Origin of the sequence: Achromobacter insolitus (assembly GCF_002209555.1) — a bacterium.
GTDB lineage: Bacteria > Pseudomonadota > Gammaproteobacteria > Burkholderiales > Burkholderiaceae_B > Achromobacter > Achromobacter insolitus.
Genome location: NZ_NJIF01000008.1, coordinates 164,534 through 178,054, shown reverse-complemented (window position 1 = coordinate 178,054; position 13,521 = coordinate 164,534). Strand labels below are relative to the sequence as shown.

General features: G+C 65.4%; 12 protein-coding genes. 6 read left to right on the top strand and 6 right to left on the bottom strand.

Annotated elements, in window-relative coordinates; translation table 11 throughout:
• From CEY08_RS22725 to CEY08_RS22705, 5 genes are all read right to left on the bottom strand, one after another.
• Nucleotides 1-882, bottom strand: coding sequence for a branched-chain amino acid ABC transporter permease (locus tag CEY08_RS22725; RefSeq protein ID WP_042794742.1), 882 nt, complete (start codon nt 880-882; stop codon nt 1-3).
• A gap of 31 nt (nt 883-913) precedes the next feature.
• Entirely contained in the window at nt 914-2,074 is a 1,161-nt protein-coding gene (locus CEY08_RS22720) for an ABC transporter substrate-binding protein (protein WP_059380192.1), read from the bottom strand.
• Between the two features lie 36 nt (nt 2,075-2,110).
• Complete coding sequence (locus tag CEY08_RS22715) at nt 2,111-2,935, bottom strand: alpha/beta fold hydrolase (protein WP_076815063.1); 825 nt, start codon at nt 2,933-2,935, stop codon at nt 2,111-2,113.
• Complete coding sequence (locus CEY08_RS22710; protein ID WP_076815061.1) at nt 2,932-4,491, bottom strand: benzoate-CoA ligase family protein; 1,560 nt, start codon at nt 4,489-4,491, stop codon at nt 2,932-2,934. The genes CEY08_RS22715 and CEY08_RS22710 overlap by 4 nt, the downstream gene beginning before the upstream one ends.
• A gap of 66 nt (nt 4,492-4,557) precedes the next feature.
• Entirely contained in the window at nt 4,558-5,028 is a 471-nt protein-coding gene (locus tag CEY08_RS22705; RefSeq protein WP_076815059.1) for a DUF4863 family protein, read from the bottom strand.
• Between the two features lie 176 nt (nt 5,029-5,204).
• Here CEY08_RS22705 and CEY08_RS22700 point away from each other — a divergent pair, with 176 nt between their 5' ends.
• From CEY08_RS22700 to CEY08_RS22680, 5 genes are all read left to right on the top strand, one after another.
• Nucleotides 5,205-6,113 (top strand): helix-turn-helix transcriptional regulator, encoded by a 909-nt coding sequence (locus CEY08_RS22700; RefSeq protein WP_042794737.1) that lies wholly within the window; start codon nt 5,205-5,207, stop codon nt 6,111-6,113.
• A gap of 144 nt (nt 6,114-6,257) precedes the next feature.
• The gene (boxC, locus tag CEY08_RS22695; RefSeq protein WP_076815058.1) at nt 6,258-7,916 is read left to right on the top strand and encodes a 2,3-epoxybenzoyl-CoA dihydrolase; all 1,659 of its coding nucleotides are present in this window, start codon (nt 6,258-6,260) and stop codon (nt 7,914-7,916) included.
• 57 nt (nt 7,917-7,973) lie between these two features.
• Nucleotides 7,974-9,401, top strand: coding sequence for a benzoyl-CoA 2,3-epoxidase subunit BoxB (boxB, locus tag CEY08_RS22690; protein ID WP_042794736.1), 1,428 nt, complete (start codon nt 7,974-7,976; stop codon nt 9,399-9,401).
• A 54-nt stretch (nt 9,402-9,455) separates the two neighbouring features.
• Nucleotides 9,456-10,691, top strand: a complete 1,236-nt coding sequence (gene boxA, locus CEY08_RS22685) for a benzoyl-CoA 2,3-epoxidase subunit BoxA (RefSeq protein ID WP_076817849.1) — start codon at nt 9,456-9,458, stop codon at nt 10,689-10,691.
• A gap of 68 nt (nt 10,692-10,759) precedes the next feature.
• Complete coding sequence (locus tag CEY08_RS22680; protein WP_042794735.1) at nt 10,760-11,203, top strand: MaoC family dehydratase; 444 nt, start codon at nt 10,760-10,762, stop codon at nt 11,201-11,203.
• A gap of 14 nt (nt 11,204-11,217) precedes the next feature.
• Here CEY08_RS22680 and CEY08_RS22675 read toward each other — a convergent pair whose 3' ends face one another.
• Complete coding sequence (locus tag CEY08_RS22675) at nt 11,218-12,435, bottom strand: MFS transporter (protein ID WP_063643218.1); 1,218 nt, start codon at nt 12,433-12,435, stop codon at nt 11,218-11,220.
• A 95-nt stretch (nt 12,436-12,530) separates the two neighbouring features.
• Between CEY08_RS22675 and CEY08_RS22670 the strand changes: the two genes are divergently transcribed.
• Nucleotides 12,531-13,478 (top strand): LysR family transcriptional regulator, encoded by a 948-nt coding sequence (locus CEY08_RS22670; protein ID WP_076815056.1) that lies wholly within the window; start codon nt 12,531-12,533, stop codon nt 13,476-13,478.
• Nucleotides 13,479-13,521 lie beyond the last annotated feature (43 nt).

Genomic DNA, 13,521 nt, shown 5'->3' with positions numbered 1-13,521 from the left:
TCAGCCCTGCTTGAACAGCCCTTCGGGCTTGCAAAGAAGTATGAATGCCATCAGCAGGTAAACCAGCACGCCTGCCGCGGACGGAAACAGCACCTGGCCGAACGTTTCCACCACGCCCACCAGCATTGCGGCCAGGAATGCGCCGCGGATCGAGCCGATGCCGCCGATCACGACCACGACGAAGCAGATGATGAGCACCCCATTGCCCATGCCCGGATAGACGGAAGACACCGGCGCGGCGATGCTGCCCGCCAGGGCGGCCAGCGCCACGCCCGCCGCGAACACCAGGCGGTAGAGTTTGTTGATGTCTATGCCCAGCGAGCCGATCATTTCGCGGTTGCTCGCGCCTGCCCGCAGCATCATGCCCAGCCGTGTGCGCGTGATGACCCAGTACAACAGCAGCGCCACCGCAATGCCGACCGCCGAGATGAACAGCCGGTAAACCGGATAGGTCATCACATCACCCAGCGCGATGCTGCCTTGCAGCCACGCGGGCAGCGGCACACCGTGAACGTCATTGCCAACCAGGATGCTGCGCAGCTCTTCGAAGACCAGGATCAAGCCATAGGTCATCAGCACTTGCTGCAGGTGGTTGCGCTTGTACAGGTAGCTGAAGAAGGCGGCCTCCAGCAGATAGCCCAGCGCGCCGGCCGCCAGCACGCAGACGGCCAGCGTGGCGAGAAAGCCGCCGCCCAGCCAGCGGTCGACGGCCGGGCCCAGGGCGAAGGCCATGTACGCCCCTATCATGTAGAAACTGCCGTGGGCAAGGTTGATGATGCCCATGATGCCGAAGATCAGCGTAAGCCCGCTGGCCACCAGGAACAGCAGCAAGCCGTACTGGAAAGCGTTCAGGCTCTGGATGAGCAGGATGCTGATGTCCATGGGGCCTCCCTGTGGCGGATTGCAGCAGGTGTCAGAGCTTGCAGCCGCGGGCCGGATCGGCCAGCTTCTTCACCGCGACGTCCACGACCTTGTTCTCCAGTCCGTCGACGCGGCGCAGATAGATGTCCTGCACGGGATTGCCGGCGCTGGACAGCGTGAAGGGGCCGCGCGGGCTATCCACCGTGGCGCCGCGCATGGCCTTGCGGAAATCCTCTTTCTTGGCGAAATCGCCCTTGACCGCGGCCAGGCCCGATTGCATCAGCTGCGCCGCGTCATAGCCCTGCACCGCGTAGACGTCGGGCTGCGCCTTGTATGCCTTGCTGTAATCGGCGCGGAAGGCATTGTCACGCGGCGTGTTCAAGCCGTCGGCGTAGTGCAGCGTGGTCAGCAGGCCTTGCGCTGAAGCGCCCTGGGCCTCCAGCGTGCCGTCGGTGAGAAAGCCCGAGCCGTACAGCGGGATGGTCTTGCCCAGGCCGGCCGCATGGTAGTCCTGCACGAACTTCACGGCTCCGCCGCCCGCGAAGAAGGTGAACACCATGTCTGGCTTCAACGCGGCGATCTCGGTCAGAAGCGGCTGGAACTCCACGTTCGGAAACGGCAGGCTCAGTTCCTTCACGACCTTGCCGCCGGCCTTTTCGAAGCCTTCCTTGAAGCCGCCGATGGCCTCGTCGCCGGCCGCATATTTCCAGGTGATGGTGACGGCTGTCTTATGGCCCTTGGCAAAGGCCACCGGACCCATGGCGTAGGCTGGCTGCCAATTGGTGAACGATGTGCGGAAAATGCCCGGGCCGCACAGCGGACCGGTAATGGCGTTGGCGCCCGCGTTGGTCACGATCAGCGTGGTGTCGGCATCCTTGGCGGCCTTGGCCAGCGCCATCGCCACCCCTGAGTGCACGGTGCCGATCAGCACATCCACCTGGTCGCGTTTGATCAGGCGGTTGGCGTTTTCGGCGGCCTTGGCGGGGTTGGACTCGTCGTCCACCTTGAAGTATTCGATCTCGCGTCCACCCAGCTTTCCGCCTTGCTCGGCGACATACAGTTTGAAGCCGTTCTCGATGGCGTTGCCCAGCGCGGCGTAGGTGCCGCTGTAGGGCAGCATGAAGCCGACCTTGATCTTGTCGGCGGCCTGGGCGCCGGTGGCGGCGAGCGTCAGAGCCGCGGCAAGCGCAGCCCGGGTCAGGGCGTGGTTCATGGTTAGTCTCCGTGCTTGTTATGGGCCGACGCGAGGTCAGCGGGGTTGTGCCAGGCCGCCGACGAAGCCGGCGACGGCCTGGATAACGCGGGCCGGCTGATCCTTGTGCGGCGAATGGCCGCAATCCGGGATCTCCAGCAGTTCGGTCTGAGGCGCGAGCCGGCGGATGCCGCGTATCTGCGCCAGCGTGCCGTATTCGTCGTCCAGGCCCTGGATGGCAAGCACCGGACAGGCAATGCGTGACAGGTATTCGTCCAGGTTCCAACGGCGGAAGGCCGGGTCCAGCCAGATGTCGTTCCAGCCCCAGAATGCCGAATCCGGGTTGGCGTGGTAGCGGCCCAGCCTGACGGGCAGGTCTGTCTCCAGATAGGCCTGGCGCGCTTGCGCGATGCTGGCGACCGACACGTCTTCGACCAGGATATGTGGCGCGGCGGCCACCACGCCGGCGACGGCGTCCGGATGCATGGCTGCATAAAGCAGGGCGATCGAGCCCCCGTCGCTATGGCCGAACAGCACCGGTTTGTCCTGCCTGGCGTCCACCTCCAGGGCGCTCAACAGCGCGGGCAGCACCTCGCCGGCCTCGCGGTGCATGAAATCCACCGCGCGTTTCTCGTCCGGGCGCAACGGCGTGGACTGTCCGTAGCCTTCGCGCGAATAGACCAACCCGCGGCAGCCGGCCGCCTGGCACACGCGCACGGGCCAGTCCTTCCACATCGATACCGAGCCCAGCCCTTCATGCAGGAACACCATCAGCGCAGCGCCAGGACGGTCGGACCCGATCCATTGGCATTCCAGGCGCAGGTCCCGTCCGCCAGCGTGCAGCTCGGCAAAGACGGTCTCGGCGATGTCGCACGCGCTCATAGCGTCGCCTCTTCCAGCTGGCGCAGGCGAAAGCGCTGAATCTTGCCCGTGGCGGTCTTGGGCAGTTCGTCGGTGAAGTTGATCTGGCGCGGATACTTGAACGGCGCCAGGTGTTGCTTGACGTAGCTTTGCAGCGCGGCTCCGGTCTGCGCGTCGGGTTCGAAGCCTGGGCGCAGCACGACGTAGGCCTTCGTTTTGACCAGGCCGTCATGGTCCGGCACGCCAATCACGGCCGCTTCCAGCACGGCCTCGTGCTGTACTAGGATGTTCTCGACCTCCACGGGCGACACATATTGTCCGCTGACCTTGATCATGTCGTCGCTGCGCCCGGCATACGTGTAATAGCCGTCCGCGTCGCAGGTGTACTTGTCGCCGCTCTTGAGCCAGTCGCCCAGGAAGCACTGGCGCGTCTTGTCGCGGTTGTTCCAGTACATGAGGGCGGCGCTCGGCCCCTTGATGTAGAGATCGCCGATGGCGCCGGGCGGCACCAGGGCGCCGCTTTCGTCGCGCAATTGCACTTCGTAGCCCGGCACCGGCTTGCCCGTGGTCCCGTAGCGCAGCTGTCCGGTCTGGTTGGAGATGAAGATATGCAGCATCTCGGTGGAGCCGATGCCGTCCAGGATCTCGCAGCCGAAATGCCGCGTATAGCGTTCGCCGATGTCACGCGGCAAGGCTTCGCCGGCGGATGTGCAGATCCGCATGGCCACCTGGTCGCGGGAGGGCAGGTCGGGCGAAGCCAGCATGCTGGCGTATAGCGTGGGCACGCCATAGAACACCGTGGGGCGATGCTGGGTAAGGCGCTTGAAGACCGCTTGCGGCGTGGGGCGTTCACCCATCAGGATGACGGTCGCCCCGACCGACAGGGGGAAGGTCAGGCCGTTGCCCAGGCCATAGGCGAAGAACAGCTTGGCGGCGGAGAACACCACGTCATCCTCGCGGATGCCGAGCACCGGCTTGGCATACAGCTCGGCGGTGTGCCACAGATTGCCGTGGGTATGGACCACGCCTTTGGGCTTGCCGGTGGAGCCGGATGAATACAGCCAGAAGGCGATCTCGTCGGACAGGGTGCGCGCAGCGGGAGCGAGCGGCGCGGCCGCCAGCAAGGATTCGAATTCGCGCGCGGCTTCGGGCAAGGGGCCGGCGGGTTGCGAAACCACCAGATGCTCCACATCGGCGCCGGCTTGCGCGAGCGCTGTCTGCGCCACCGGCAGCAAGGCGCCCGACACGAACATCGCGCGCACACGGCTGTGGCCGATGATGTATGCATAGTCGTCCGCGGTGAGCAGGGTATTCACGGCTACCGGCACCACGCCCGCGTGCAGCGCGCCCAGGAAGACCACCGGCCAGTCGACGGTGTCCTGCATCAGCAGCAGGATGCGCTCCTCGCGCCGCAGGCCCAGCTGGCGCAGGGCGCCGGCCATGCGGGCCACGCGTTCCGCCAGTTCGCCGTAGCTGATCTGGCGGGTGTCGTCGATGTAGGCTGGCTTGGCGGCGCGCGGCGCATTGAGCGCCGCCAGGTGGCTGGCGAAGTTGAGTTCGGCGGGACAGGTGTTCACGGTTGTCTCCTGATGTCCTGTGGGTGGGGGCCGCGCTGTGTGTGTTTTTCTGGCGGCGGGGCGGCGCTAGGACCGCGTGAATTCGATGGCGCCGCCCGGCAGCAGGTACAGCACCAGCGCGCGGCCGCCGCTCACGGTCGGGCTGTGCGCGCTGCCGGGGCCGTAGACCAGCCAGCCGGCGCCGTGGCCGTCGAAGCGGGCGCCCTCGGTCAGCGGCATGATCATGTCGATCTCGCCATTGGGATGCTCGTGATGGGGGCCGGCCAGATCGTCCATGTCCACGACGTCGACCGAACAGTCCGCCAAGTCCGGCGCGGGCTTGATGACGCGGCCGTAGCGGATGCCGCCGCCTTCCCGGCTGCACATCCAGCCCTCGGTCACGCCTTGCCTACAGGCGGCGTATATCTCCTGGAAGAGGGCGCTTTGCGGCCCGGCTTCGCGATTCAGGCTTTCCTGGAGCGCTGCGTCCAGTGGCTGGCCCGCGGTAAGGCGCGTGACCTCGCGCATCAGGGCATGGAATTGATCGGGCGTGCTCACCTGGCTCCTCCTTTACACTGTCGGCGCTTCAGAATCGATATGAAATCGACTGCTGTTTTTTTGCATATGAGCCGCTTTCGACTCGCTGAATGGAAAAATAGTGCTTCCATTGATTATGGTCAAGCACTATAGTGCATAAAACGTGGTAATCAGGGTTTTTGCGGAGTCACGTAAACATGAATCAAGCGCTAGACGCGGCGCCATCCGAACCCAGGCGGGAAGCCTTCCTGGTGGCATTGGGCGAGCGGGTGCGCCGCCTGCGGGCCATACGCGGAATGACCCGCAAGAGCCTGTCGCAGGTAACCGGTGTGTCGGAACGCCATTTGGCTAACCTGGAGCACGGCGTAGGCAATGCCTCCATCCTGGTGTTGCTGCAGATCGCCCGGGCCTTCAACTGCGCGCTGGCCGAACTGGTGGGCGACGTGACCACCGAGTCGCCCGATTGGCTGCTGATCCGGGAACTGCTCAGCGGCCGCACGGAATCCGACCTGCAGCGCGCACGTGAGGCCCTGACCCAGTTGTTCGGCGTAGGCGCGGGCGCGCAGCGTCCCAACCGCACCCAGCGCGTGGCGCTCATTGGCCTGCGTGGCGCGGGCAAATCCACGCTGGGCCAGATGCTGGCCGACGACCTCGGCTACCCCTTCGTCGAGCTGAACCGCGAGATCGAACGCGTGGCCGGGTGCAGCATCCTGGAAATCCACAATCTGTACGGTCCCAACGCCTATCGCCGCTACGAACGGCGGGCGCTGGAAGAGGCCGTGCAGATCTACCCGGAAATGGTGCTGGCGACTCCGGGCGGGCTGGTTTCCGAGCCGGCCACCCTGAACCTGTTGCTGGCGCACTGCTATACGGTGTGGCTGCGGGCCACCCCCGAGGAGCATATGGGCCGCGTGATGGCGCAGGGCGACTTCCGCCCCATGTCGGGCAACAACGAGGCCATGGCCGACTTGAAGCGCATCCTGGCCGGCCGCGAGGCCTTTTATGCCAAGGCCGACCTGACCTGGGTCACCAGCAACCTGGACGTGCAGGAAAGCTTTGCGGGCTTGCGGACCCAGGTGCGCAAGGCTTGCGGCCTGCCGCTGTAGGCGGGTTTCGACGCTTGCCAGGCAGGCAATATGCATTTTTGTGCATGCCCCGCTTGACGGGGCTTTTTTTGTCCTCTAATCTGCACAATAATTCATGTAGTGCAGTATTTTTCCTGTTTTGGCAGGCGTACGAGGAGACACACAATGAGCAGCACCCTCAACCGGGTTGATTTCCGGACCGACCCCGAGCAGTACCGCCACTGGCGCCTGAGCTTCGACGGCCCGGTTGCCACGCTGGCCATGGATGTCGCCGAGGACGGCGGCTTGCGTCCGGGCTACAAGCTCAAGCTGAATTCCTACGACCTGGGCGTCGACATCGAACTGCACGACGCCCTGCAGCGCATCCGCTTCGAGCATCCGGAAGTGCGCACCGTTGTCGTGACCAGCATGAAGGATCGGATTTTCTGTTCCGGCGCGAACATCTTCATGCTGGGCCTGTCCTCGCACGCCTGGAAGGTGAACTTCTGCAAATTCACCAACGAAACGCGTAACGGTATCGAGGACTCGAGCCGCCACAGCGGTTTGAAGTTCATCGCCGCGCTCAACGGCGCTTGCGCCGGGGGCGGCTACGAGCTGGCCCTGGCGTGCGACGAGATCATGCTGATCGACGACCGCTCTTCCGCCGTGGCCTTGCCCGAAGTGCCGCTTTTGGGCGTGTTGCCCGGCACCGGCGGACTGACCCGCGTGACCGACAAGCGCCGCGTGCGGCACGACCACGCGGACATCTTCTGCACCCTGGTCGAAGGCGTGCGCGGCCAGCGGGCCAAGGACTGGCGCCTGGTGGATGACGTGGTCAAGCCGGCCCGCTTCGAGGCGGCCGTGCGCGAACGCGCGCAGGCGCTGGCGCAGGGCAGCGACCGCCCGGCAGGCGAGCAGGGCATCGCGTTGACGCCGGTGCAGCGCGCGGAAAGCGCCGACGGCCTGTCCTACCGCTATGTGGACATCCAGCTGGACCGCGAGAAGCGCCAAGCCACCTGGACGGTGCGCGCGCCCGAGGGTTCAGTGCAAACCGAACTGCAGGAGATCGTCGCCGCAGGCGCCGCGTGGTGGCCGCTGCAGATGGCGCGCGAACTGGACGATGCCATCCTGTCGATGCGCACCAACGAGCTGGACATCGGCACCTGGATCATCAAGACGGAGGGCGATGCCGCGCTGGTGCTGGCCGCCGACGCCGCGCTCCAACAGCATGCGGACCATTGGTTCGTGCGCGAAACCGCCGGCATGCTGCGCCGCACGCTGGCGCGCCTGGACATTACCTCGCGCAGCCTCTTCGCGCTGATCGAACCGGGCTCCTGCTTTGCCGGCACGCTGCTTGAGCTGGCGCTGGCCGCCGACCGCAGCTACATGCTGGACAACGAGGACGAATCCGCGCCCGCGCAGATCGTGGTGGGCGAGCGGAATTTCGGCGCCTATCCGCTGGTCAACGGCCAGAGCCGCCTGCAACGCCGCTTCTATGAAGAGGAAGCGCCCCTGGAAGCGGTGCGCGCGCGCGCCGGCCAGCCGCTGTCGGCCACCGACGCGCTGGAGCTGGGCCTGGTCACCTATGCGCCCGACAACATCGATTGGGACGACGAGGTGCGCATGATGCTGGAGGAGCGCCGCGCGCTGTCGCCCGACGCCCTGACCGGACTGGAAGCCAACCTGCGCTTCGGCGGGCAGGAAACGATGGAGACCCGCATCTTCGGGCGCCTGACCGCCTGGCAGAACTGGATCTTCAATCGCCCCAACGCCGCTGGTGACAAGGGCGCGCTCAAGCTCTACGGCAAGGGCGAGCAAGCCGCATTCGACTGGAACAGGGTCTGACGGCCCCGCGACACCGCGCCGCGCACCGCGGCCACCCCCAAGGAACAGGAGCGAGACATGTCTGGCATCAACTACACCGATAAGATTCCCAACAACGTCAATCTGTCCGGCGACCGCACCTTGCAGCGCGCGCTGGAGCACTGGCAGCCCAACTACCTGCAATGGTGGCAGGACATGGGGCCCGACGGCTCCCATGGCTTCGACGTTTATCTGCGCACCGCCGTCAGCGTGCAGCCCGACGGCTGGGCGCACTTCGACCACGTCAAGATGCCGGACTACCGCTGGGGGATTTTCCTGGCCCCGCAGGATGGCCAGCGCAAGATCCACTTCGGCGAGAACATGGGCCGCGACGTCTGGCAGGACGTGCCCGGCGAGCACCGCGCCAACCTGCGCCGCATCATCGTCACGCAAGGCGACACCGAGCCGGCATCGATCGAGCAGCAGCGCCACCTGGGCTTGACCGCGCCCTCGCAGTACGACCTGCGCAACCTGTTCCAGATCAACGTCGAGGAAGGCCGGCACCTGTGGGCCATGGTCTATCTGCTGCACCGCTATTTCGGCCGCGACGGCCGCGAAGAGGCCGACGCGCTCTTGCAGCGCAGCTCGGGGGATTCCGACAATCCGCGCATCCTGGGCGCGTTCAACGAAAAGACGCCCGATTGGCTGGCTTTCTATATGTTCACGTACTTCACCGACCGCGACGGCAAGTTCCAGCTGTGCGCGTTGGCGGAGTCCAGTTTCGATCCGCTGGCGCGCACCACCAAGTTCATGCTGACCGAGGAAGCGCACCACATGTTCGTGGGCGAATCAGGCATCTCGCGCGTCATCCAGCGTACCTGCGAAGTCATGAACCAGCTCAAGACCGATGACCCGGACTCGGTGCGCGCGGCCGGGGTGATCGACCTGCCCACCATCCAGCGCTACCTGAATTTCCACTACAGCGTCACCATCGACCTGTTCGGCGCGGACCAGTCGTCCAACGCCGCCATCTTTTACGGTTCGGGCCTGAAAGGCCGCTACGAAGAGAGCAAGCGCACCGACGACCATCAATTGAAGAACGACACCTACCGCGTGCTGGCCGTGGAAAACGGCAAGCTCCGCGAGACCGAGGTGCCGATGCTGAACGCCTTGAACGAAGTGCTGCGAGACGATTTCATCCGTGACTCGGTTGCCGGCATAGGCCGTTGGAACAAGGTCATTGAAAAGAGCGGCGTGCCGTTCCGCCTGCAGGTGCCGCACAAGGCCTTCAACCGCCAGATCGGCACCTTGGCCGGCATCCGCATGTCGCCCGAAGGCGAGATCCTCTCTGAATCGCAATGGCAGGCCAACAGCCACAAATGGCTGCCCACGCCGGAAGATCGCGCATTTGTCGCGTCGCTGATGGGGCGCGTCACCGAGCCGGGCAAGTTCGCCAACTGGATCGCGCCTCCCGTCATGGGCATCAACCGCCAACCGGTGAATTTCGATTACGTCCGTTTCAACTAAAGCGGGGCGGCGGCCGCGCATGCGGCCGCCTACCGGAGCATGGGGAAGACCGAGATGAACGCTCCCTTACCAGCAGAAGTCCTGAAGCAGCATCTGATCGATCCCGAGATCTGCATCCGCTGCAATACCTGCGAAGAAACCTGTCCGATCAAGGCGATCACCCACGATTCGAACAACTACGTGGTGGATCCCGATATCTGCAACGGCTGCATGGCTTGCGTGCCGCCATGCCCGACGGGAGCCATCGATAACTGGCGGCTGATGGTGCGCGCCGAAGCCTATGGTGTGCAGGAGCAGTTGGGCTGGGAGGAATTGCCTGGCGAAAAAGCCTTGCCCGAGACGGCGGCTGCGCTGCCGGCCGACGATGTGCCGGCAGCAACGGACCTGGCCGCGCCGGCGCCATTCAGCGCGCCTGGCGCCACCGTCCCGCCCTGGTCCGCCGCGCATCCCTACGTCAACTTGTACACGCACAAGACGCCGATGACGGCCACCGTGGTCGGCAATTACCGCGTGACGGGCGCCGACACGGAAAGCGACATCCACCATATCGTGCTCGACTTCGGCGAACTGCCATTCCCTGTGCTTGAAGGGCAGTCCATCGGCATCCTGCCGCCGGGCGTGGACGCGCAGGGGCGGCCGCATCACGCGCGCCAGTATTCGCTGGCCAGTCCGCGCGACGGCGAACGTGCCGGCTACAACAATCTTTCCCTGACCGTGAAGCGCGTCACCGAAGACCATGCCGGCGCGGCCGCCCACGGGGTGTGCTCGAATTACCTGTGCGATCTGGCCAAGAACGACAAAGTGCAGGTGATCGGCCCTTTCGGGCATACCTTCCTGATGCCCAACCACCCGCGCGCCAATCTCATCATGATCTGCACCGGCACGGGCTCGGCGCCCATGCGGGCCATGACGGAACGCTACCGCCGCCGCATCGACACCGGCGAAAACGGCCGGCTGCTGCTGTTTTTCGGCGCGCGAACCGAGCGCGAGTTGCCGTACTTCGGGCCGCTGATGAAACTGCCGCGCGACTTCATCGATATCAATCTGGCGCTGTCGCGCGAAACGGGGCAGCCCAAGCGCTACGTGCAGGACCTGATTCGCGAACGCGCGGCCTCGGTACGGGAATTGCTGGCGGATCGCAATACCTGCATTTACGTGTGCGGCCTGAAAGGCATGGAGGTCGGCGTGCTGGACGCTTTGCGCGATGTGACGGTGCAAGGGGGCCAGGATTGGTCTATCCTGCATGATGCGTTGCGCCGCGAAGGGCGCCTGCATTTCGAAACGTACTGAATCCACAAACATGCGTGGCAATCGGCGCGCCGTGGCGCGCCGATTGCATTTGCGGGGGGAATCCACACATGAAGTTCGCCGAGTTCAAGGACGGGATGGTCATCAAGGGCGGTCCGGTCGTCGTGACGGAAGCCGAGATACTGGAGTTCGCACGCAGGTTCGATCCGCAATGGTTCCACACCGATCCCAAGCGCGCGTCGGAAGGCCGTTGGGGCGGGCTGATCGCCAGCGGCTGGCATACCTGCGCGCTGGCCATGCGCATGGCCGTCGACGCGGCGCTGCACGATTCCGAGTCTTTTGGCTCGCCCGGCCTGGGCGAGGTGCGCTGGCGCACGCCGGTGCGTCCCGGCGATACCCTGCGCCTCGAAGCGCGCGTGCAAGGCGTGCGCCATTCATCGTCGCGCCCGGACCTGGGCATCATCACCTGGGCCTGGACAGTCCTGAACCAGCACGATGAAGGCGTGCTGGAACTGGACGCGACCAGTCTGTTCGATCTCTCAGGCGACAGCTGAAGGCTGGCCGCCAATCAGGCTCTGCACGCTGCCGTGTCAGCCGGCCGTTGGCGCAAGCTTCGCAGAACCAACGCGCCGAGGGCGGTTGCGGTAGCCAACGCGGTGACGCCTGCCCAGCCCCACTGTCCCAGCGCCAAGCTGCCCAGCGCGCCTCCCGCCGCCATGCCGACGAAAACGCTGGTCATGAGCACCGCATTCAGCCGGCTGCGCGCGGCGGGATCAAGACCATACACGATGCTCTGATGGGCGATCAGCGACATCTGGATTCCAAGATCGAAGCCTACGGTGCTGGCGGCAATGAGCCATAGCGCGGCGGACGGGGGCAGCGCGGGCAGCAGCGCCATCGACGCGAACGAAACTGCCGTCAGAGCCGCGCCCTGGCGGGCCAGCGTGACTGGACCATGACGGTCGGCGAGCCGGCCGACAAACGGCGCCGCCAGTGCGCCCACGGCACCCGCCAGGCCGAAGGCGCCCGCGGCATCGGCGCCTAGATGGAACGGCGCCCCTTGCAACATGACGGCAAGCGTCGACCAGAACGCGCTGAATCCCATGTACAGCAGTCCCTGGGCCATGGCGCTACGACGCAGCTCGGGGTACTGGTGCCACAAGGTGCCCAGCGACCGGAGTAGCGCCCGGTAGGGCAGCCGGCTCGTGGGTGCGAAGGCGGGCAGGCTGCGCCAGAGCGCCAGCGTCAGCAACAGGATCGCCAGCGCCGCGGACCAGAACATCACCCGCCAGCCGAAGTTGGCGGCCACGAATCCGCCGATCACGCGAGACAGCAGGATGCCCAGCAGCAAACCGGTCATCACCGTCCCGACGATGGCGCCGCGCTGTTGTGCGGGAGCCATCGTGGCCGCCGCGGGCACGATGTCCTGCGCCATGGTGGCGGCAAGGCCGACCGTGAAACTGGCGGCCAGCATCGAGCCCATGCCGGGGGCGAAGCCGGCCATCAGCAGGCTGGTGGCAAGCAAGAGAGATTTGATCAGGATGATGCGCTTGCGGTTGTACCGGTCTCCAAGGGGAGCCAGTAGCAATATGCCAAACGCATAACCAAGCTGGGTAAGCGTGGGAATCCAGCCCAGCGAGCTGGGCGTGGCGCCCAGCTCCGCGCCCAGCAGGCCCAGCATCGGCTGGCTGTAGTACAGGGATGCGACCGCCAGGCCGGCGGCGACCGCCAGTAGCGCGATGAGGCCGCGTGCAGGCGCGTTTTCAAGAGTATTCGACGAAGACATGATGGAAGTCCGATGTAGGGTGTGGCGCAGATTGTGGACGTCCCGGGAGCTGTCTGGTAGCCCGTCAGTGGGTAAATCCGTTATACGATGAGCGTATGACCAAGCCCCCATCTCCCGTATCCAGCACCGACCGCGTGCTTCTCATCGAGACGTTCGTGCGTATCGTCGAGGCCGGCAGCCTGTCGGCTGCCGCCGTGCAACTGGGCGGCACACAGCCCACCGTGAGCCGGCGGCTGCAACTGTTGGAGCGCATGCTGGGCGTGCGCTTGCTGCAGCGTTCCACGCACGCCATACGCCTGACCGAGGACGGCCAGCGTTGCTATCAAAGCGCCAAGAATCTCATCGCCGGCTGGGATTCGCTTGAAAGCGAGGTGCGCGGCGGCGGCGAAGAGCCCGCGGGCATGCTGCGCGTGGTTGCCCCTCATGCGTTCGGCCAGCACCAGTTCGTCGAGCCGCTCGCGCGCTATCTGCGGCAGTATCCCCAGATGCGGGTCGAATGGCTGTTGCACGACCGGATGCCTGATTTCATTGCCGAGAACATCGATTGCGCCTTGCGCGTCGGCCCGATCACCGACCCTTCGGTGGTTGCGCTGAAACTGGGCGAGGTGCCGCGCATCGTGGTGGCGGCGCCCGGTGTGCTGCAGTCGATTGAAAGTTCCGATGATCCCAGGCAGCTTGCCGCCTTGCCCTGGGTGGCGCTGCGCACCTTCTATCGCGATGAAGTCGTCCTGACGAATCTGGATACCGGTGAGGTTGCGCGTTTTGGTATCACGCCGCGCTTGTCCACGGACGGGCTGCATGCGTTGCGCCGGGCCGCGGTACTGGGCCTGGGGGCGGGCCTGGGCTCTGCCTGGGCAATGTCCGAGGATATTGCCCAGGGTCGCCTTGTGCACGTGGCACCGCGTTGGCACGCCGAGCCGCTGCCGGTTTACCTCGTCTACCCGCCCTCGCGCTACCAGCCGGTCCGGCTACGCCGCTTCATCGATGTCATGCGCGAATATCTCCCGGCAGAACTACGCATGGCTCAAGGGCCAGCGGACTGATGCATCACGTGGTCCGCGACATTGGGGCCGGCCGCCGTCAGGC